Here is a 20391-nt window from a genome sequence, read left to right as displayed (position 1 = left end):
CAAGGCGTCAGCCTTACCTCAATTTATTTGAGCACTCTGACGAAAAATCTTACAGCGCAATCCGCACACCCGAATGGTGTAGTATTGCCTTAAACATTTTGTAGAAGATTATAAAAAACAGGGACGGCAATAACCGTCCCTGAATTTGCGTTTAGATTAAATTATTTGTTTCTTTCAACAAATTCTCTCATTGCGTCGGGAGAAGCGAAACCTACGTTTCTGTCGGCAACCTCGCCGTTCTTAAAAATGCAGACATTCGGGATTGAGAAAACCTCAAACTGCTCTGCGAGCTCCTGGTTCTCGTCAATGTTAACCTTAATAAACTCAAAGTCGTCAAACTCGCCTTCGAGCTCATCGAGGACAGGGGAGAGCATTTTGCAAGGTCCGCACCAGTCCGCGTAAAAGTCTACAACTACGGGGTGCTCTGCTTTAAGAACTCTTTGCTCAAATTCTTCCTGATATATTTTTTCCATAGTAACACTCCTTCTATAACTTTATTATTCATATAATACTTTATATTATACGAATTATTATTCCGATAAAGAAATATTACTCTTTAGTTTTTCAAAATATTCAGGATATTTTCTTTTCAGGCTCATCGGCTTGAAATTACTATTTACAAAGCAGTGCTCGGTGTGACCGACAGAGGCGGTAACCTTGCTGTCCTTAAACCTTGCGGTGTAGTCAAAGCCCATAACCGCTCCGGTAAATTTTACAAGCTTAACCTCAATCTCAACCTCGTCATCGAACCTAATCGGTGAGTGGTACTTGGCGTAAGCGTCAACGTTCGGAATAATAATTCCCTTTTCTTCCATCTCGGCAACGTCACAGCCGATGTTCTTCATAAAGAAAATCCGCGCTTCCTCAAAGTACCTGATGTGGTTTGAGTGATGAACAATCCCCATTTTGTCTGTTTCGTAGTAGTTCGCCCTGCGAAAATATATATTTTTCTCCATATTATTTCCTTAACAGCAAGCCGTTCTGCAAGTCCTCTTTGGCTTGTTTTTTAATTTTAAAGTGTTGTTTTTTGCCTGTCGCAGTGGTCGGAAGCTCCTTAACAAAGCGGTAGTACCTCGGAACTTGATATTTTGACAGATTTTCTGAGCTGTTGCAGAATTCAATCAGCTCAGCTACAGTCAGACTTTCGTCCTCTTTAATAACATAAGCCGCAAGCGTTTCGCCTCTGGTGCTGTCGGGCACGCCTGTGACAATGCACTCGGCAACCTTGGGATTTGTGTTGATAACTTCCTCTATACGGGCGGGGTAGATGTTCTCGCCCTTGCTGATGATCATATCGTCTTTTCTGCCTGCGATTGTGATAAACTGCTTTTTATCCCAGGTCGCAATGTCGCCTGTGTACATCCAGCCCTTGTAGAACTTTTCCTTAGTAGCCTGCTCATTGCCTGCGTAGCAGTAGGTTGACTTGCCCGGGCACATAATGATTACTTCGCCTTCCTCAACATTGTCCTGAGCAACAAGGTCGTCTGGCTCGGCTTTTCTGTCCTCGTAAATCTTGACAACCCTCACGTCGTCATCGGTGCAGGAACGTCCTGCGGTACCCGACATCTCGGGCAAATCAAACGGACGCAAAAACGTATTCCAAAAGCTCTCGGTAGTTCCGTAGCCGTTAAAGATGTTCGGCGTAAGAACCTTCTGAAAGCGCATACAAGCCTCTTTTTCAAGCGGACTGCCCATAGTAATAATGCCCTTAAGGGTAGAGATATTCTTCGGCTTTTTCTCCTGACGTGAAACAAGCAGAGTGAGGATAGACGGCACGCCCGTGATGAACGAAATTCCGAAGCGCTCAACATATTCAAGCGTAACCTTTGGGTTAAAGGTTCTCATAATAACCAAAGCTCCGCCGATGTAAAGGGTGGGAGTGGGACCGCCCGAGTGCAGACCTCCGCGGTGGAACCAAGGAGTCATATTCATAGTAATGTCGGTTGGGTTCAGCGGAAAATGCATAATAACATCGTGCGCAGAGAGCACCTCGTTTATATTGTTGAGCGGTACGCCCTTGGGAGTTCCTGTGGTACCCGAGGTCTGAAGCCTTGCAACCTCGTCATAAATATGCGGTTCAAAGTCAACAGGCGGGTCAAGCTCGCTCTGATTTTTAACATATTCATCGTAAAGGATATGTCCTTCGGGCACTGTAAATTCTTTTTTAGAATTATTAACGGCAATTACAATCTCGGGCTTGTGGCTGCAAAGCTCTATCGCCTTAACAGCGGTGTTGACAACCTCGGAGTCATAAATATAAACCTTCGGCTTGTTGTGCGCCATAATCTCGGCGGTCTCGCCGGGAGAAAGGTTGAAGTTTACGGGGTTAAATATCGCGCCTACCTTTTGAGCGCCGATGTATCCGAACAAAAACTGCGGACAGTTAAAAAGCTGAACCATCACAATATCGCTCTTTTTAACGCCGTCGTTCTTCAAGGCGTTCGCAAGGCGGTTGCAGTCCGTATTGAACTCGGTATAGCTCCACTGCTTTTTAGCCGCAGGGTCAATAACCGCGGTTCTGTGACCGAAACGGCGCACATTGCGCATAAAGCCGTTAAGGTATGTAAATTCGCTTTCAAAGGTTTCTCTGAACATTGTGCTGTCATAAGTTGAAGTCATAGCAGCCTCCTGAAAAATTTAAAATTATTTATATCTGCCAACAATAATGCTGGAGTTTTGACCACCGAAGCCGAACGCGTTTGACATAGCGTAATCAATTTCGGCAGTTTTGGCGGTGTTTGGAACAAAGTCAATGCCCTCGCACTCGGGGTCAACCTCGTTAAGGTTAATGGTCGGGGGAATAGTGCCTGTTTCAATCGCCTTTAGGCAGGTGATAATCTCGGTAATTCCGCCTGCGCCCATCATATGACCTGTAGCGCCCTTGGTAGAGCTTACAAACGGAAGCTTGCCCTCAAACAAGGTCTTGATTGAGTTTGTCTCAACCGCGTCACCCTTGTGGGTAGCAGTGCCGTGAGCGTTGATATAGCCGATGTCCTCTGGCTTTAACTGAGCGTCGGCAAGCGCAAGCTTCATACAAGCGATAGCGCCTCTGCCCTCGGGATGGGGAGCGGTAACGTGATGAGCGTCACAGGTGTTTCCGCAGCCCATAAGCTCGCCGTAAATCTTAGCACCTCTTGCCTTTGCGTGCTCCTCGGTTTCAAGCACGAGCGCTCCGCCGCCCTCTCCGATAACAAAGCCGTCGCGCGTTACGTCAAACGGTCTGCTTGAGGTTTTGGGGTCGTCGTTTCTGCGTGAAAGCGCCTTGGCGTTGGCAAGTGAGTAAATTACCAGCGGACAAAGCACGCTCTCAGCGCCTACAGCAAGCATAACGTCAGCCTTGCCGCTCTGCATACACATAACGGCGGTGTTTACGGCGTCTCCGCCCGATGAACAGGCTGTGCTTACGGTAAAGCTCGGTCCCTGAATGTTGTAGTCAATCGCGATGTTAGCCGCCGCGATATTGCCCAAAATCTTGGGGATAAATCTCGGACCTACCTTTTTGTGAGAAGCCCCTGTCAGCGCTTCCTGAGTAAAGGCGGTTGTGGCAACACCGCTCATGGCAGTGCCCATAATAATGCCGGTTCTCTCGGGCTCAATCTCAATACCGCTCTGCTTGATCGCTTCCTCAGCGGCAATGTAAGCGAACTGCATAAAGGGGTCTGTCTTTCTTATTAAATCCTTCGCAAGGTAGTCCGAGGGGTTAAAGTTCTTGACCTCGCCTGCAATCTGAACCGCAAGCTCGGACGGGTCAAAGGTCTTGATTGTGTCAATGCCCGACTCGCCTGCGGTGATGTTTTTCCAATACTCGTCAACGCCGATACCTACGGGTGTAACGGCGCCCATACCCGTAATTACAATTCTTTTCATTTTGTGCACTCCTAAAAAATTTTAAATAGCTATTTACTTTTTGCATATTGTTATGCTATATTTAGATTATAACAAGAGTAACCACTTTTTTCAATATGCCCGATAATGCAAATATTAACTTTATTTGGCAGTTGATTTCACTTTCTGCATAACATAATTCGTGAGGTAATATTTATGGACATTAATCAGCTTAATTGCTTTATTTCGGTAGCGCAAACGCTCAACTTCTCTGAGGCGGCACGAAGGAACTACGTCTCGCAGTCAAGTGTCAGCCGCTACATAGGCGACCTCGAACAGGAGTTCGGAGTTCAGCTTTTTACGCGCTCGCACCGCGATGTAATCATCACCAACGAGGGCAAAATCCTCTTGCCCTACGCGCTTGAAATTGTAAATACCTTAAGCAAAGCAAAAACCGTCGTAAAGCAAATCCGCGACGGCTCAACAGGCAGGCTGACCGTAGGCTGTGACATAACCTCAATGAGCTTTCCGTCGAAGTGTCTCGAGGACTTCTCTGCAAAATACCCGGGAATAGAGGTGGAGCTAAAGCCCTTTGACGCCGCCGACCGCAGTCAGGCTATCACCGGCGGAGAATTTGATTTTTGCTTTATGCCGCGCGATATGGTGCCCGAAAACTCGGGAATTGAAACCCTGATTACCCACACCGAGCCGCTTGTGTTTGTCGCTTCAAAGCAGAATATGAAGGGGAAGAACAGCAAAATGAGCTTTTCCAAGCTGAGCAGCCGTCGGCTGTTAATCCTCTCGGAATCGGTAGCGCCGATTTTGTTTATGGAGATTATGGATTTGCTCCGTACCTTCCATATCTCGCCCGAAGCTCAAACGTCTTTTGATGATTTGTCGTCGCTGTATCTCGCGCTCTCGGCAGGAATGGGCGTAACAATCCTGCCCAAGTCGCTCGCAGGCTTTGCGTCCGAGGAACGCACGGTCTGCTGTCCGATAGAGGACGTTGATACGGCTATGTCGTACGTAATGGCGTGGTCAAAGTCAAACTCAAACCCCGTAGCGGAGCGCTTCATCGACACCGTGCAAAAATACGCCCTCGGGGACGATAATATTTATGGACTTTAATTAGAGTTAAGAGTTGAGAGTTTAGAGTTTAATTAATTTAGAGGAAACGTTTGATTACAGTTTAAAGGCTCCCCCGTCGCGTTAAGCTACGGGGGAGGGGCGGACCCGTGTGTCCGCCCGGGAAACGTGAACCGCATTAATTACACAATCCGATTTTATCGCGATAAACGAACGTTTAATTCAGCACACAAAAACACGTACGATATGTAATGTTTTGTTCCTGTACCGCGGGCGGACACACGGGTGATTCCCCTGTTAGGGGAAATGTCGCAAAGCGACAAAAGGTTTGCCGTTGTGCTAAGAACGCCCCTACAATTTTCACCATAAAATTCATTTTTATAGATACGCTGAGTTAAATGGAAACGATGGTGCAAACCCGCATAAACACTGGGTTTTTACATAAAGTTCATTTTAAGCCTTAAATGGATATGATGACGCGGATAATTAAATAAGCATATAATAATTTGAGATTTTTTCTTTCAGCGTACATAAAGTTCATTTAAGAATTACATTTGGATATGATGTAGAAACCGCATAAACACCGGCTTTTTACCATCGTGTTCATTTAAGAACCAAAGGTGGATATGATGTAAAAACCGCATAAACACTGGCTTTTTACCATCGTGTTCATTTAAGAAACGTGTCCCTCGGGAAATTCAAAATATTGAAATACTGAGAAAATATTATCTCAAATCCCGCTTGATTATTTCGAACATATGTGTTATAATATAACCACCATATCAAAGGCGGTGACAAGCGGTGAAAAAGCAGTATGCGGCAATAGACTTAAAATCCTTCTATGCTTCTGTAGAGTGCGTTGACCGCGGACTTAATCCGCTCGACACCTTCCTTGTTGTCGCGGACGAAAGCCGCACCGAAAAGACTATCTGCCTTGCGGTTTCGCCGCCGCTCAAGGACTACGGAATTCCCGGCAGGGCAAGGCTTTTTGAGGTGGTAGAGGGAGTAAAAAAGGCTAACGCCAAGCGCAAAAACAGGCTCAAAAACAAAAACTTTTGCGGTGCAAGCCACTTTGCCTACTACGTTGACCGCAATCCCGAGATGAAGATTGACTATATCGTTGCGCCGCCGCGAATGAAGCGTTATATGGAGATGAGCTCGCAGATTTACAAGATTTACCTTGAGTTTGTCGCTCCCGAGGACATTCACGTTTACTCGGTTGACGAGGTTTTTATCGACCTGACCGACTATCTCCGCGCAAACAAAATGACCGCCGCCCAAATGTGCGAAAAAATGGTGCGAACCGTCTTTGAGCGCACAGGCATAACCGCCACGGCAGGAATCGGCACAAATATGTACCTCGCCAAAATCGCGATGGACATTGAGGCAAAGCATATCAAGGCAGGTATGGACGACGTGCGTATTGCCGAGCTTGACGAGCAGAGCTACCGCCGCAACCTGTGGAACCACCGCCCGATTACCGACTTTTGGCGCATAGGCAGGGGATATTCCGAAAAACTCGCCCAAAACGGTATGTTCACTATGGGCGACGTCGCGCGGTGCTCGGTCTATAACGAGGACTTGCTCTACAAGCTTTTCGGTAAAAACGCCGAGCTTTTAATCGACCATGCATGGGGGGTAGAGCCCTGCACAATCGCTGATATAAAGTCCTACCGCCCCGACAACACCTCAATCAGCCGCGGTCAGGTGCTCTCTACGCCGTATGAGTACGACAAGGCGCTTTTGATTATCCGCGAAATGGCTGAGCTTTTGGCGCTCGACTTGGTTAAAAAGGGACTTTGCACCGACCAAATTGTGCTTACGGTCGGCTATGATATAAATAATATTTCTAATAAAGAAAAATTCCGAGGTAAAACCGAGATTGATTTTTACGGCAGAGTTGCCCCCAAACGCGCTCACGGCTCGCAGAATATCGGCACCTTCACCTCGTCGTCGGTGTTGGTAGTTAAGGCGGCTACAGAGCTTTTCGCACGGATTGTCGATAAAAAGCTGTCAGTCCGCAGAATGTACGTCGTCGCAAATCACACTCAGGACGAAAAGGAGTACAAGGCTAAGCCCAAGCAACTGAGCTTGTTTGCCGAGCCCGAACAGGAGACGGCAACCGATGAAAAGACTATCCAAAACACCGTGCTCGAGCTTCAGAGCAGGTTCGGCAAAAACGCAGTTATAAAGGGTATGAACCTCTTTGAAGGCGCGACGACCGTTGAGCGCAACAAGACGATAGGAGGTCACAGGGAGTGACGGACAGGTACAACGGCGAATATGACGACATTATTAATATGGAAAAGCCCGTGTCGGTCAAGCGCGTTAAAATGCCGATGATTGACCGTGCCGCTCAGTTCGCGCCGTTCGCGGCTCTTACCGGCTTTGACTCGCAAATCAGCGAGACGGCAAGGCTCACCGAGCAAAAGCCTGTTTTAAGCGATTATGAGCTTGAAGAACTCAACGAAAAAATCACCCATATCCTCGATAACATCAAGTCGCGCCCCGAGCTCGAGGTGATTTATTTTGTAAAGGACAGCAAAAAAAGCGGCGGAGCGATTGAGCATTACATCGGGAATTTAAGAAAATTTGACTTTTATAAACGGATTTTTATTTTTGAGGATTGCAAAAACATCCCTGCTGATGATATAATTGACATAAAATCGGAAATAATATAAACGATAAATTTTAACGGAGGTATTGTTATGGCAAACAAATATTCAGGTACACAGACAGAAAAGAACTTAATTGCGGCTTTCGCAGGCGAATCTCAGGCGCGCAACAAGTACACCTATTTCGCTTCAAAGGCTAAGAAGGAAGGCTACGAGCAGATTGCGGCACTGTTCTTAAAGACAGCGGATAACGAGAAGGAACACGCAAAAATCTGGTTCAAGGAGCTTGAAGGAATCGGCACAACCGCCGAAAACCTCGCCGCTGCCGCTGACGGAGAGAATTACGAGTGGACAGATATGTACGAGGGCTTCGCAAAGACAGCCGAGGAGGAGGGCTTTAACGAGCTTGCTCAAAAGTTCAGACTTGTAGCCGAGATCGAAAAGCACCACGAGGAACGCTACCGCGCTCTGCTCAATAACGTAGAAACCGCAAAGGTTTTCGAAAAGAGCGAGGTAAAGGTTTGGGAGTGCCGCAACTGCGGTCATATCGTAGTCGGCACAAAGGCTCCCGAGGTTTGTCCTGCCTGCGCTCATCCGCAGAGCTTCTTCGAGGTTCACGCCGAAAATTATTAATTTAATTTCAGATTAAAAGGGGCGGGTTTTTCCCGCCTCATTTATTTTATTAACACTGCAACAAATCACTTGCAAAATCTACCATATTGATATATAATGGTTGGAGATTACATCAAAGGACTGAAAAAATATGCTTGAATTAAAAAATATTACCTTTACGGTTGACGATAACGGCGAGCAAAAGACGATTATCAAGGATTTGAGCCTGACTATCGAAAACGGCAGGTTTGTCGTAATCACAGGCCCTAACGGAAGCGGAAAGTCAACTCTCGCGCGTATCATTATGGGAATTGAAAGCCCCACGTCCGGCAAAATCTACTTTGACGGCAAGGATATTACTGATTTAGGCATAACCGAGCGCGCAAGGCTGGGTATCAGCTTCGCGTTCCAGCAGCCCGTACGCTTTAAGGGAATTAAGGTTCACGATTTGCTCAGAATTTCCTCGGGCAAGGAACTGAGCGTTGCCGAGGCTTGCTCCTATCTTTCAGAGGTAGGTCTTTGCGCACGTGACTACGTTAACCGCGAGATCAACTCCTCGCTTTCGGGCGGAGAGCTAAAGCGTATTGAAATCGCCACTCTTTTAGCCAGAAGCACCAAGCTCAGCGTATTCGACGAGCCCGAGGCAGGAATTGACCTTTGGAGCTTCCAGAACCTTATCCGCATTTTTGAGAATATGCGCAGCGACATCAAGGACAGCTCAATCGTAATTATCTCCCACCAGGAGAGAATTTTAAGAATTGCCGACCAAATCGTTCTCCTAACAAACGGAGAAATCAAAAAGACAGGTACAGCCGACGACGTTCTGCCTGAGCTTATCGGCACAACCGCGGCGGTCAACGCCTGCGAAAAATTAAAGTAAGGGGGCAGGAGCGTGCTTAATTTAGACGAAATTCAAAAGAGCTTAATGGCGGAGGTTGCCGACATCACCGACGTTCCCGCCGGAGCGTATAACTTCAGAGTAAACAGCGAGCTTGCCGGCAGAAGCACTACCGACAACATAAATATCGTTACCAAAGAGGGTATGCCCGGCATTGATATTTTCATCAAGCCCAACACAAAAAACGAGAGCGTGCATATCCCCGTAGTAGTCAGCGAATCGGGAATTAAAGAGACGGTTTACAACGACTTTTTCATTGGTGATAATTGCGACGTTGTAATCGTAGCAGGCTGCGGAATTGACAACTGCGGCACTCACGACTCACAGCACGACGGTATTCACCGCTTTTACGTCGGCAAGAATTCAAAGATAAAATATGTAGAAAAGCACTACGGCTCGGGTAACGGCGAGGGTAAGCGAATCCTCAACCCCGTTACCGAGGTATATATGGAAGAAAACAGCGTGATGGAGATGGAGATGGAGCAGATCAAGGGCGTAGACTCCACCGAACGCAACACCATTGCAGAGCTTAAGGCAAACGCAAAGCTCATCGTCAAGGAGCGCCTTATGACTCACGGCAGTCAAACGGCCGTAAGCGGCTATAAGGTATCGCTCAACGGCGAGGGCTCAAACGCCGACGTTGTGTCGCGTTCCGTAGCAAGGGACAATTCCTCGCAGACCTTTAACGCCTGCATTGCAGGCAACGCGCCCTGCAGCGGTCACACCGAGTGCGACTCAATCATTATGGACAACGGCAAAATCCTCGCTATTCCGTCGCTTGAAGCAAACGACGTAGACGCAATGCTTGTCCACGAGGCGGCAATCGGCAAAATCGCAGGCGACCAGCTTGTTAAGCTTATGACTCTCGGTCTTACCGAGGCAGAGGCGGAGGAGCAGATTATTAACGGCTTCCTCGGCTGATATATTTAAAAGTATTGCAACCGCTGCTTTTACGGCAACGGTTGCTTTTTTTATCTGTTTAAGATATATACGCCTAAGTTGAGGTAGCTTGCGAACAGTACCCACGCAAGGTACGGAATTTGCAGATATCCTGCGGTTTTGTACCGCCTGTAAAACTTGACAATCATAGCGATTACGAGCACGTCAAGCAAAATTATCCAGAAGAACGCGAACAGTCTCCACTGCAAAATAAAGAACGCGATTGGCCAAAGCAGGTTAACGCCGAGCTGAACAAAGTAAATCAGGTTTACTTCATTGTCCGCAAGCGCCCTTGTCTTTAACATTCCGTACGACACGCCCATTAAGATATATAAAATTGACCAGACGATGGGGAAGAGTATCCCGGGGGGAGAAAGCGGCGGCTGATTGAGCTGATCGTAATTCATACTGCCCGATATCAAGAACCCGACAAGTCCGCCCAACGCGACAGGGATAAGGATTGAGATAATGTAGGTTTTAACTTTTGACATTGTTTTTCACCCGTTTAATAGTATTTTCAAGCTTAATATATGTACTTTGAAATAAAAATATGCATATTTTGTTGCATTTGATATTGAAAACACATCTGCTTTGTGATAAAATTAATCTGTTTATACAATGCGCGCGGTAAAGCGCGGCATACAAAAATAATAATGAGGGGATTTAATGGAACAGAAAAGAAATTCATTTTCGGGTTCAATTGGATTCGTGCTCGCGGCGGCGGGCTCGGCGGTCGGACTCGGTAATATCTGGAGGTTTCCGTACTTAGCCGCAAAGGACGGCGGCGGATTGTTCTTGGTAGTGTACCTTGTACTGGCACTCACCTTCGGCTTTACACTGCTCGTTTCCGAGGTTTCTATCGGTCGTAAAACAAAGCAGAGCTGTCTTACAGCTTACGGAAAGCTAAAGCCGCAGTGGGGCTTTTTGGGAACAATAGCGAGTATAGTGCCGTTTTTGATTATGCCGTACTACTGCATTATCGGCGGCTGGGTGCTCAAATACTGCGTAACCTTTATCACCGGTCAGGGCTTGGCAGCCGCAGGCGACGGCTATTTTACAGGCTTTATTTCAAGCCCCGTAGAGCCGATTATTTACGATGTTATCTTCCTTTTGCTCACCTGTATCGTCGTATTCCGCGGAGTTAACAAGGGAATTGAAAGCCTTTCAAAAATCCTTATGCCGGTGCTTTTAATACTTGTAATCGGTATTTCTATCTATTCTCTGACAATCAACGGCGGCGAAGAAAACGCAAACCGTACCGGTATGCAGGGCTTTATGATGTACGTTATTCCGAACATTGACGGAATGGGCGTTAAGGACATAATGGTTGTCGTTATGGACGCCATGGGACAGCTTTTCTACAGCATAAGCGTCGCGATGGGTATTATGATAACCTACGGCTCGTACTTCAAGGACAAGGACAACCTGATGAAGTCCGTTAACCAGATTGAAATTTTCGACACCGTAGTAGCCTTCCTTGCAGGCGTAATGATTATCCCTGCCGTATTCGTATTCCTCGGACCCGAAGGAATGGACGCAGGCCCCGGACTTATGTTCGTTGCAATGCCGAAAATCTTCTCACAAATGGGTATTGCCGGCACAATCTTAGGTATCGTGTTCTTTGTAATGGTGCTCTTTGCGGCGCTCACAAGCTCGGTATCAATCCTCGAAGCCGTTGTTTCGGGCTTGATTGACAAAACCGGAGTTTCGCGTAAAAAGGCAACCGTTATGGAGGGCGTTATCGCACTCGCAATCGGCGTTGTAATCTGTCTCGGCTACAACCTGCTTTACTTCGAGTTTAAGCTCCCGAACGGCGCGACCGCGCAGATTCTCGATATTGTAGACTACGTAAGTAACAATATCCTGATGCCTGTAGTCGCAATCGGAACGTGTATCTTAATCGGCTGGGTATGCAAGCCTAAGACGGTTATTGAAGAAGCCACCAAGAACGGCGAGAAGTTCTACCGAAAGGGACTTTATATAGCGATGGTTAAGTACATCGCCCCGGTTCTCCTGTTCGTTCTCCTTTTAGGCTCGCTCGGAGTATTTAATTTTTAATCAATATAAAAAATTACCGCTGTGGTTTCAAATCGAAGCCGCAGCGGTTTTTGTTTTATCTTTTGGTTTTCCTCTTGTTAAAGCACTTTTTGTCAAATGACGGGTTGAACGCATAGAAGTTCTTTTCGTCGAGCTTGTCGGTGAGAAGTCTTAAATTCTCACCGAAGCGCTGGTAGTGCACAACCTCGCGTTCGCGCAAAAAGCGGATAGCGTCCTTAACGTCGTAATCGTCGCAGAACCGCAGGATATTGTCGTAGGTTGTACGCGCTTTTTGCTCCCATAAGGCTATCAATGCACTACATAGAATACACGCTCATTGTTTTTATAAATTCCAATGAATGTTGATGATACGGCGGTTTTTACTGCCGCCGACTTCTATGTAGTCAATCAATGTGTTGACCGTCAGGCTGTCCAATTCTTGTATATCCTTGAATTGCCGTATTACATCAAACTGATTGTCTGTGCTATCAATTTGTGCGGTGATATAATCTAACTCCTTTTGATAGTCTGCTATATCCTGCTCCAACGCTCGTTTGCTTGTTTTGCAATCCTCGGATAATAGTAAGAATTCTTCTTTTGAGATTACCTCATCGAGCTTATCAAGATAGAGATTTTTATACCGCTTGTTCAGCTTTTCTATTGACTGTTCCGCGGCTTTTATCCTCGATTTCAGCATTTCTGTCTTTTCTACATATCCGTTTTCGATATTCAGATTTTCGGATATATACGCTTCATCAACATACTGCTGATACAATAGCCGAATCTGTTTGAGAACTTCCCTTTGCAGCACCTTTTCGGAGACGAATGTTCCCGAACATCTATCACTTGCAAAATAGTGGGTACTGCAACGGTAATAGCGTTCGTGATGTGTATAGTAGATACGCATGGAGCTACCGCAGTTTAAGCATTTGACCTTTCCTGCAAAAATGTTTGGTTCACCCATATTACAGGCTTTCGGCTTGCTTGCCCTCAACCGCTGAACTTTATCCCAAGTGCGTTGGTCAATGATGGGTTCATGTGTACCCTCGACAATATCCCATTCTTCTTTTGGCTTTTGCCGTTTTTTAGTCGATTTATAGGATATGTTTTCCGACATTCCTTGAACGACACAGCCGCGATACACTAAGTTAGACAACATTCTTCCAATAGAATAGGTGTGCCAAATATCGGAACATTCCTTGTGCGCGTTCTGAAACGGCTGACCGTGCTGTTGCTTGTAGGTCGCAGGATTTGGTATTCCTTGCTCATTGAGCTTTCGTGCAATAGGAGTAATTCCGTAACCCTGCAAATACAAATCAAAGATATATTTAACAACCTCGGCAGCTTCTTCATCAACGATCAAATGATTCTTGTTATCGGGATCTTTGATATAGCCATATGGAGCAAAAGCCCCAACCCACAAGCCTTGTTTGCGTTTGGAAGCTAACGTAGCCTTGACGTTCTCGGACAAGTCCTCTAAATACCATTGATCTACAAGCGAGGTGATTTGACGTTGCTTGCGGTTGTATTTATTGGTTGAATCCGCGTTATCGACAACGCCGACAAAGCGAATACCCCAAATCTGGAATAAACCGTTGACGTACTTTTCAACAAGCTCCATATCACGCGCAAATCTCGATTGTGTTTTACAAAGCACCATATTGAACTTCCGGCTTTCAGCGTCTTGTATCATACGGTTGAACGCAGGACGTTCACGGTCTGAACCGCTGTAATCTTCATCGTTATAGATGTTGTAAATCTCTATTTGATTATCCTTGCAATAGTTAATCAGCATATTTTGCTGATTAATGATACTTTCCGAATCATCTTCCTTTCTGATTTTATCTCTGTCCTCCCTCGAAAGTCGAACATATAAAGCCGCTTTCAAAGGAGAAAGGTTGTTATTCTGTTGTAACATATAAACCGTACCCTTTCCTAAGAAAGCGTGTAATCTATATGCTATATAAACCACTGTTATTATAACATATAGATTACTTTACTTCAATGATTTACTTGGTTTTCAGCTGTATTATCTGTATGAGCGCTTCATTCACTTTCTGCTTGATTTGTTGCTGATTCTCTGACTGGAATTGATTGTTTACCTCTACCATTCAATCACACCTTGCTATATCATCTAATTCAGGCTTAACTTCATCTTCAAAGAAGTCATTGAAACTTCTATAATTATCTTTATATTCTTTACCGTTATTTTTTAAAAACTCTATGCAATCCCTGTTAGGGTTATATTCATTTTTCATATAATTTATTACCGATTTAATACTTTCGTTAAGTCCGTTTTTACCCCAAATAGCTAATATCTTATATAACACTGTTATAACACCTGATGATTTTAATAAATATAAAAAACTCCTTGATAATTCTGTGTTTCTTGTATTAACGCTCTTAAACAATACAATAGATTTGTCATTCTTCATATCAATTATTTTCTGCATAAATAGAGCCGGTACATATTCGTCGTTTTCAACTGTAACAAAATAAAACTTCTGAATAAAAAATCCTAAAATTAATTCTTTGAATTCTGTTTGACAATTAGTGTTTAATAATGCTTTTGTTAAATCATGCGCGTAATCTTTTTTTATTTCTAATTCAAATCTAATCCAGTTATCGTATTCTTCGGCTTCGGAACGTCGAGAGCCTTTTTTGCTGTTAATCTGCTCAACTTTTTTGTCATAAATTCGCATATACAAAGGGTTTTCACGATTACCGAGATATATTGTTTGAAATTCAGAGCCTTCAGTTATTCCGTGAATCGAATGGCTCTTCGCAATCTGTTCAATTTTTCCATTGCGCTCTCTCATAACCAGAATTTTCAATCTTTTCTCAGAATACTGCTTATGAATATCTGTAATGTTGATTCCTTCATTTATAAAATCCAACGCAATATCAATGCGAGAACATCGAACTTGATATAGTTGCGATTGCATTTTCTGCAAGACTTCATAAACATAAAGATTAGTCTGCCCTTGATAATACGCAAGTGATTGGGCAGAAAATTTAACAAGAACGCCCATTCTTGCGTACTGAGGGTGATAAAAAATCGCAAAAGAAAAATCATGATAACCGTAGGAATAACCTATTGAATATCCGGAAATAGCTTTTTTTATCAAGCCTCTTTCACCTAAAATGTCGATTAGATTTAGTCTTTCTTCCAACTCAAATATAATTTCAGTTGCGATGTCATTCCACCGACGATTTTTGTTATTCAAAATATCGTCGTGAGCTAACAAAACGATTGTTAACTGGTCAATTCCTGCTTCTACCACATATTTTCACCTCCAAATTTCTACATATGTTATTTAAGTATACCCCGTATTTACCAACCGGGGCATGCTTAAAGACGCTCTTGGTTGTATTCGGCTGAAAAAAGAATGCCTTATCGTGGGCGAGCGCCGTCTTGCGGTGACCCGCCGTCGGCGCTTTCGCCATAGTAATTTTTTAACAGATTACCCAGTTCCTTATATACCGGAAAATCCATAATCGGAAAATGTGCGTATGAAACATCGTCATGTTCTCCGTCTGTTGATGAAAACCAACAATCTCCGGCGTTGTAGACACGCTCAGGAAAACTCCCGAGCTTGCTCGAATCCCACATCAAACGCCCTTCATCAATAGTTGGTTTGAACAAGATTTTAGTAGTCATAGCACTTTTTAACATATTCGGCAATCCAGCTGACTCAACTGAAGCCTCAGCGATTGATATAATTACAAAACTGCCTGCACTGGCTCCCATGGTCACAATTCTGCGCAAGATATCATCGAAGTTCTGCAAAAAGTAGTCGAAACCTTTATCTGCTTTTGCTTTTTTCGGAAACATCGAACGGCAAGCTACATATTCGTCGATGAACAGGAAAGATGGATGCATACCGCACTCCCACCAATGAACCGCGTCGCCGACCTCAAGCGACTTTTGGTTGAGATATGCCTGCCTTGTTCTTATCGTCGCTTCATAATCTTTTAGCGCTTGTAAAATTGACCTTGCTTCTCCATCCTCGTCAACTGAAACAACGTGAGGTAACATCGACAACTCCGCGCACTTGGGATCAATGATAGTAACGTTAGAACCGTAGCCGTCACGCCCCCACATCAAAGCCTGAATCAGAATCGCGATAGTAGCTGTAGTTTTACCAGATCGTGTTTTGCCACAGACAAGCATTGACCCACTCGTCGTTAAGTCGATATTCGTCCCACGCTGAATTTTAATTTTCGTTGGGTGTGGCGGTTTCATTTCGTTAACGTTTTTGAAGGTAAACGATTTGTCCACTGTCACGTTCTCAATATAGAATTGAACACAGTTGTATGCTATGTCAGTATTTACTATTGTAACGGCATATTGCGCTTGTTTACCATTCAGAGTTGAGCTAATAATTGACGGCATTTTTTGTAGATTATCTGCTGAGACAGACGAACAATCAACGGTTAATAAGTACACATCATTTTCAAGTTGTTTTACCTTGATTTTCGGGAGATATTCACCGTCTTTTAAATGCAATGGGTTTCCATAGCCGTGATAATATAGCCCAACTTTAATTTTATGTTCTAATTGACATCTTTTGTAGTCAAAAAGCAAAATCATTATTCCAAATACAAATGCAATCAGAATAACAATCGTCAAAACAAGGCACAAAACCAATTTGAACATATAGAGATTTGGAAGAATCCCATTGCCGCTGTCCAATGAATTTACAACAAGAATATTTATAATAAACAATCCTGCTGCCAACATTAAAAGTTTGGTATACAGCGTGGCGAATTCAATTCGCCACGCCGTTGAATTGTACCTACGCATTACTTTTTCTCCTTGTCGTTGATAATGCGTATGTCATCACATGTCACGGACAACATGTTACGGTAGTCGCCGTAAACGGTAGCTTCAACCTCACCAGTAGGCATAATCAAGCTGTTTACAGACGGATTTACCTGCTTGCGCACCTTGATCTTAAACTTCTCGTACATATTATTGCCCTGCTTACCGTATTCAGTATTATCTTCGATAATCACCACGGTTACCGCACTGCCTAATACTTCCTTCGTCTTGAAATCCTGCCACGGTGATACCTCGGTTACCATGAACTTCTTGTCCTTGGCAAACTCCGTGAACTTAAACATGATAAATTGACCTAAATTTTTCATTTTAAATTCCTTCTTTCAAAATTATAATATTTTGTAGTTTTTTACTTCCCTCAACAAGGACGAACAATAAAGAGATAACTCAGCCCATATGCATCAACGCCTTTCTAAATACGTTGCACTAATTATAAATCAAAACCTTACCGATTTTCTACGGGTATTTCTTTCGTGTTTTTAGGTGTAAATCCAGTGATAATCAGCGAAAAATTAAAAATTCGCATAATAAAGCCAAAATAATAGCGAAAGATTATTTCGCGTTATTAAAAAATTTTTTAATAACTATTAATCAACTACAATATATTGATTTTAAGATTGTCTCGTGATACAATATAAAGGAATATAAATCATAAACAGGTGAAGCTTATGTTCTACAAAATGATAGAAAAAAAGAGTCAGGAATGGTATGGTTCAAATGACTGTACTGTAAAAGACTTGATTCAATATATAATTAACACAGGAGAAATGCGCGACGCGCAGATTGAAGCGATCAAGATATATTTGTATTTAAAAATAGTCCATAACTGTAAGCCGTTGAATACACTGTTTGTTAATGGAGCGTTTAATTCTCTTAATCTTAATGAATTAGCCTTATCTGTATCAACAAGAGAATATTTTGAAAACAATCCAGCGGCAGCGGCTTTATATGAATACTCTATACTCACAAATGATAACGGTGAACAAATTTCGACTAAGATAGAAAAACAAATCGTCAAAGAACCATCATCTATTGATTATGTTGAATTCTTCGATAAAGTATTTTATAACGTTAGTTACGCTGATTATCTGTTTAGCTTGCCGATGGGTGCAGGCAAAACTTATTTAATGGCAGCATTTATTTACCTTGATTTATACTTTGCAATGAATGAGCCTGACAATAAAGCGTTTGCCCATAACTTTATTATATTTGCACCGTCAGGATTAAAAAGCTCGGTTGTGCCAAGTTTAAAAACAATTCAAAAGTTTAATCCTGCATGGATAATTCCCGAACCTGCGGCAAGCGAGATAAAACGGTTAATCTCTTTTGAGGTATTAGACCAAAATAAAACGGCAAAGAAATCAACAAAGACAAACAATCCAAACGTACAGAAGATAGCAAATCATCAACCGTTATCTGAATTGTTCGGCTTAGTTGCCGTAACAAATGCTGAAAAAGTCATTCTCGACAGAATCAAAGAGAAGAACGGTATGGTAAGTCTGTTTGAGGAAAGCGACGATGACAAAGATCGTCAAGCCAATGAGCTTCGCAATTTGATTGGAAAGCTCCCTTCTTTGTCGATTTTCATCGACGAGGTTCATCACGCCGTAAGTGACGATATAAAACTACGCGCGGTCGTTACAAAGTGGGCGAACAACTATACAATAAACTCGGTTATAGGTTTTTCAGGTACGCCGTATTTGGCAAAAGCTGAAAGGGTTGAAGTTGCGCCAAAGCTCAAAATAGCCAATACTGAAATATCTAATATTGTTTACTACTATCCATTGATTGACGGAATCGGAAACTTTCTAAAGTGTCCTGTAGTAAAGATTGTTGAGAACGCCACAAGCGCCGAAATCATCAACAAGGGAATCAGATCATTCCTTGATGAATACAAAGATACCGTTTATGCGGATGGTACTGTTGCAAAGCTCGGTATTTACTGCGGCACAATAGAAAAATTGGAAGAAGTTGTATATCCGTTAGCTTCTGAGATTGTCACAGAATACGGAATCAGCACAAGTGCTATTCTGAAGTTTCATAAGGGCAACAAGCAGTATACTATGCCTGCGGACAGTCAGCTTCAATTTGATACTCTCGATAGTTCCATATCAAACATTCGCATTGTCCTTCTTGTACAGATAGGAAAAGAAGGCTGGGATTGCCGCAGTCTTACAGGAATTATCCTTTCACAAGAAGGGGATTGTCCTACCAATATGGTATTACAGACATCTTGCCGTTGTTTACGACAGGTTTCTAAAGGTGCGCCCGAAACAGCGTTGATATATCTGAATGCAGACAATGCTGAAAAACTAAATATGCAGTTAGAACAACAGCACCACATCACTATTCAAGAATTTCAAGGCGCAAACAATGATAAAACAAAACTTAATCGCTATGACCGAACCGGTTATCTTAAACTTCCGAAAATAGACTTCTACCAATTGAAAATAAATTATGATACTCTCGTTATAGAAGAACCAAACCCTGCTGTGTCAATCCCTGTTTCTGTCAGTGGAACGGAGAATAAGAACGCTACTGAAAAGACAACAGATTTTGAAATGGATGATTTGAGGGCAACCGTGACTGTAGATGATGAAGAACACGGTTGTGAATATATAACCTTTAATTCGTGGGTTTACGATATTATGAGGCAAGGGTTCGGTTCACCTACTATCGCGGAATTGAAACAATATGAAGATTTGCTTCGCGCAGTATTTGATACCATCACATATGAAATGGACGGCAGTCGTTATTTCAGCTCAAAATATCAGCACGCGGAAGTTGAAGCTAATATACGCAAAACATTTTATGCAAAGCGTGATTTCAGCACGGTTGAAGAAGTTATCCCTGAAAAAGCCTCGCTGTTGAATATTGCGAATTTCAAATCTGAAATATTTACTGATGATACATCAAATTATTATCCTTCTCAAAATGTAGTTGAAAACATAGTGCTTGACGATAAAGGTAAGTTCAAGGGTAATGCCAAAGTTCAGCAGACTATTACTACGCTTGAAGAAATAGGTCAGCACGAAATGGCTGAAAAACTACGCCGGGAGAATTCTTCTCATCCTAAAAAAGACCGCTCTTTCCATTATCTGCCGTATAAAACAGATAGTAATTTTGAGCAAGAATTCCTTGAAGAAGTGTTGATGAAAGACGAGATTGAAAATCTCGGTTTAGAGGTCTACTATAACGGCGATAAGGCACTGACTGAATTCAAAATCAAGTGCTATAAGAAATCAGGCGGTAAATGGAGCTACATAGGCAAATATACGCCTGACTTCCTGATAATCAAACGCCAAGATGGCACTATTCATAAAGCCATTATCGTAGAAACAAAGGGACAGATTTATGCTAATGACCCGACTTTTAAGGACAAGCGCAGTTTTATGGAAACCGAGTTTGTGAAGCAAAACAATACTGCATTTGGTTATGAGCGTTTCGATTATCTGTACTTAGAAGATTCGACATCTGAAACGGACAGAATCATGATAACTCACGATAAGATAAAAGAGTTTTTTGGAGAATGATTC

17 protein-coding genes and 1 pseudogene are annotated in these 20391 nt (G+C 43.3%); 8 read left to right on the top strand and 10 right to left on the bottom strand.

From position 1 onward, the window contains the following. Window positions 1–161: 161 nt before the first annotated feature. The 4 genes from trxA to fabF are packed head-to-tail and all read right to left on the bottom strand — an operon-like array spanning window position 162 to window position 3867. On the bottom strand, window positions 162–473 hold the full coding sequence (gene trxA / locus AB1I50_RS01850; RefSeq protein ID WP_407724507.1) for a thioredoxin: 312 nt from the start codon (window positions 471–473) through the stop codon (window positions 162–164). Window positions 474–530: 57 nt separating this feature from the next. Further along, on the bottom strand, window positions 531–956 hold the full coding sequence (locus AB1I50_RS01845; RefSeq protein ID WP_407724506.1) for an acyl-CoA thioesterase: 426 nt from the start codon (window positions 954–956) through the stop codon (window positions 531–533). A gap of 1 nt (window position 957) precedes the next feature. Beyond that, a complete protein-coding gene (locus tag AB1I50_RS01840) occupies window positions 958–2619 on the bottom strand; it encodes a class I adenylate-forming enzyme family protein (RefSeq protein WP_407724505.1) in 1662 nt (553 codons plus the stop codon). Between the two features lie 24 nt (window positions 2620–2643). Next, window positions 2644–3867 carry a beta-ketoacyl-ACP synthase II gene (fabF, locus tag AB1I50_RS01835; protein ID WP_407724504.1) on the bottom strand — a complete coding sequence of 408 codons (1224 nt, stop codon included), beginning with the start codon at window positions 3865–3867 and terminating at the stop codon, window positions 2644–2646. A gap of 174 nt (window positions 3868–4041) precedes the next feature. Between fabF and AB1I50_RS01830 the strand changes: the two genes are divergently transcribed. The 6 genes from AB1I50_RS01830 to AB1I50_RS01805 all read left to right on the top strand — a co-directional run bounded on the left by AB1I50_RS01830 (window position 4042) and on the right by AB1I50_RS01805 (window position 9957). Then, window positions 4042–4953, top strand: a complete 912-nt coding sequence (locus AB1I50_RS01830) for a LysR family transcriptional regulator (protein ID WP_407724503.1) — start codon at window positions 4042–4044, stop codon at window positions 4951–4953. Between the two features lie 759 nt (window positions 4954–5712). Then, entirely contained in the window at window positions 5713–7173 is a 1461-nt protein-coding gene (locus AB1I50_RS01825; protein ID WP_407724502.1) for a Y-family DNA polymerase, read from the top strand. Next, window positions 7170–7592, top strand: a complete 423-nt coding sequence (locus tag AB1I50_RS01820; protein ID WP_407724501.1) for a YolD-like family protein — start codon at window positions 7170–7172, stop codon at window positions 7590–7592. Before AB1I50_RS01825 ends, AB1I50_RS01820 begins: the two co-directional genes overlap by 4 nt. 27 nt (window positions 7593–7619) lie before the next feature. Then, window positions 7620–8159 (top strand): rubrerythrin, encoded by a 540-nt coding sequence (rbr, locus tag AB1I50_RS01815; RefSeq protein WP_407724500.1) that lies wholly within the window; start codon window positions 7620–7622, stop codon window positions 8157–8159. A gap of 130 nt (window positions 8160–8289) precedes the next feature. Next, the gene (locus AB1I50_RS01810) at window positions 8290–9018 is read left to right on the top strand and encodes an ABC transporter ATP-binding protein (protein WP_407724499.1); all 729 of its coding nucleotides are present in this window, start codon (window positions 8290–8292) and stop codon (window positions 9016–9018) included. 45 nt (window positions 9019–9063) lie between these two features. Continuing rightward, on the top strand, window positions 9064–9957 hold the full coding sequence (locus AB1I50_RS01805; protein ID WP_407725310.1) for a SufB/SufD family protein: 894 nt from the start codon (window positions 9064–9066) through the stop codon (window positions 9955–9957). Window positions 9958–10007: 50 nt separating this feature from the next. Here AB1I50_RS01805 and AB1I50_RS01800 read toward each other — a convergent pair whose 3' ends face one another. Next, window positions 10008–10466 carry a TspO/MBR family protein gene (locus AB1I50_RS01800; protein ID WP_407724498.1) on the bottom strand — a complete coding sequence of 153 codons (459 nt, stop codon included), beginning with the start codon at window positions 10464–10466 and terminating at the stop codon, window positions 10008–10010. Window positions 10467–10641: 175 nt separating this feature from the next. Here AB1I50_RS01800 and AB1I50_RS01795 point away from each other — a divergent pair, with 175 nt between their 5' ends. Further along, entirely contained in the window at window positions 10642–12033 is a 1392-nt protein-coding gene (locus tag AB1I50_RS01795; protein ID WP_407724497.1) for a sodium-dependent transporter, read from the top strand. A 55-nt stretch (window positions 12034–12088) separates the two neighbouring features. On the opposite strand, the pseudogene AB1I50_RS01790 reads toward AB1I50_RS01795, so the two are convergent. The 5 genes and pseudogenes from AB1I50_RS01790 to AB1I50_RS01770 form a co-directional block, all read right to left on the bottom strand. After that, window positions 12089–12310, bottom strand: a pseudogene (locus tag AB1I50_RS01790) (manganese catalase family protein); the annotation flags it as partial. Window positions 12311–12355: 45 nt separating this feature from the next. Then, window positions 12356–13930 (bottom strand): recombinase family protein, encoded by a 1575-nt coding sequence (locus tag AB1I50_RS01785; protein WP_407724496.1) that lies wholly within the window; start codon window positions 13928–13930, stop codon window positions 12356–12358. 193 nt (window positions 13931–14123) lie between these two features. Further along, entirely contained in the window at window positions 14124–15296 is a 1173-nt protein-coding gene (locus AB1I50_RS01780) for a replication initiation factor domain-containing protein (protein WP_407724495.1), read from the bottom strand. A gap of 110 nt (window positions 15297–15406) precedes the next feature. Then, window positions 15407–16819 carry an FtsK/SpoIIIE domain-containing protein gene (locus tag AB1I50_RS01775; RefSeq protein ID WP_407724494.1) on the bottom strand — a complete coding sequence of 471 codons (1413 nt, stop codon included), beginning with the start codon at window positions 16817–16819 and terminating at the stop codon, window positions 15407–15409. Continuing rightward, a complete protein-coding gene (locus tag AB1I50_RS01770) occupies window positions 16819–17163 on the bottom strand; it encodes a hypothetical protein (RefSeq protein WP_407724493.1) in 345 nt (114 codons plus the stop codon). The genes AB1I50_RS01775 and AB1I50_RS01770 overlap by 1 nt, the downstream gene beginning before the upstream one ends. Before the next feature lie 360 nt (window positions 17164–17523). Here AB1I50_RS01770 and AB1I50_RS01765 point away from each other — a divergent pair, with 360 nt between their 5' ends. Beyond that, window positions 17524–20388, top strand: coding sequence for a DEAD/DEAH box helicase family protein (locus AB1I50_RS01765; protein ID WP_407724492.1), 2865 nt, complete (start codon window positions 17524–17526; stop codon window positions 20386–20388). Window positions 20389–20391 lie beyond the last annotated feature (3 nt).

It is taken from the genome of Ruminococcus sp. NATIVEDY161, assembly GCF_045819895.1.
Taxonomy (GTDB): domain Bacteria; phylum Bacillota; class Clostridia; order Oscillospirales; family Acutalibacteraceae; genus Ruminococcoides.
This window is presented reverse-complemented; position numbering and strand designations above follow the sequence as displayed.

Bases quoted from the DNA above. Each gene is read 5' to 3' on its own strand.
- trxA (WP_407724507.1), bottom strand. From the start codon at position 473: ATGGAAAAAATATATCAGGAAGAATTTGAGCAAAGAGTTCTTAAAGCA.
- AB1I50_RS01845 (WP_407724506.1), bottom strand. From the start codon at position 956: ATGGAGAAAAATATATATTTTCGCAGGGCGAACTACTACGAAACAGAC.
- AB1I50_RS01840 (WP_407724505.1), bottom strand. From the start codon at position 2,619: ATGACTTCAACTTATGACAGCACAATGTTCAGAGAAACCTTTGAAAGC.
- fabF (WP_407724504.1), bottom strand. From the start codon at position 3,867: ATGAAAAGAATTGTAATTACGGGTATGGGCGCCGTTACACCCGTAGGT.
- AB1I50_RS01830 (WP_407724503.1), top strand. From the start codon at position 4,042: ATGGACATTAATCAGCTTAATTGCTTTATTTCGGTAGCGCAAACGCTC.
- rbr (WP_407724500.1), top strand. From the start codon at position 7,620: ATGGCAAACAAATATTCAGGTACACAGACAGAAAAGAACTTAATTGCG.
- AB1I50_RS01810 (WP_407724499.1), top strand. From the start codon at position 8,290: ATGCTTGAATTAAAAAATATTACCTTTACGGTTGACGATAACGGCGAG.
- AB1I50_RS01805 (WP_407725310.1), top strand. From the start codon at position 9,064: ATGGCGGAGGTTGCCGACATCACCGACGTTCCCGCCGGAGCGTATAAC.
- AB1I50_RS01800 (WP_407724498.1), bottom strand. From the start codon at position 10,466: ATGTCAAAAGTTAAAACCTACATTATCTCAATCCTTATCCCTGTCGCG.
- AB1I50_RS01795 (WP_407724497.1), top strand. From the start codon at position 10,642: ATGGAACAGAAAAGAAATTCATTTTCGGGTTCAATTGGATTCGTGCTC.
- AB1I50_RS01785 (WP_407724496.1), bottom strand. From the start codon at position 13,930: ATGTTACAACAGAATAACAACCTTTCTCCTTTGAAAGCGGCTTTATAT.
- AB1I50_RS01775 (WP_407724494.1), bottom strand. From the start codon at position 16,819: ATGCGTAGGTACAATTCAACGGCGTGGCGAATTGAATTCGCCACGCTG.
- AB1I50_RS01770 (WP_407724493.1), bottom strand. From the start codon at position 17,163: ATGAAAAATTTAGGTCAATTTATCATGTTTAAGTTCACGGAGTTTGCC.
- AB1I50_RS01765 (WP_407724492.1), top strand. From the start codon at position 17,524: ATGTTCTACAAAATGATAGAAAAAAAGAGTCAGGAATGGTATGGTTCA.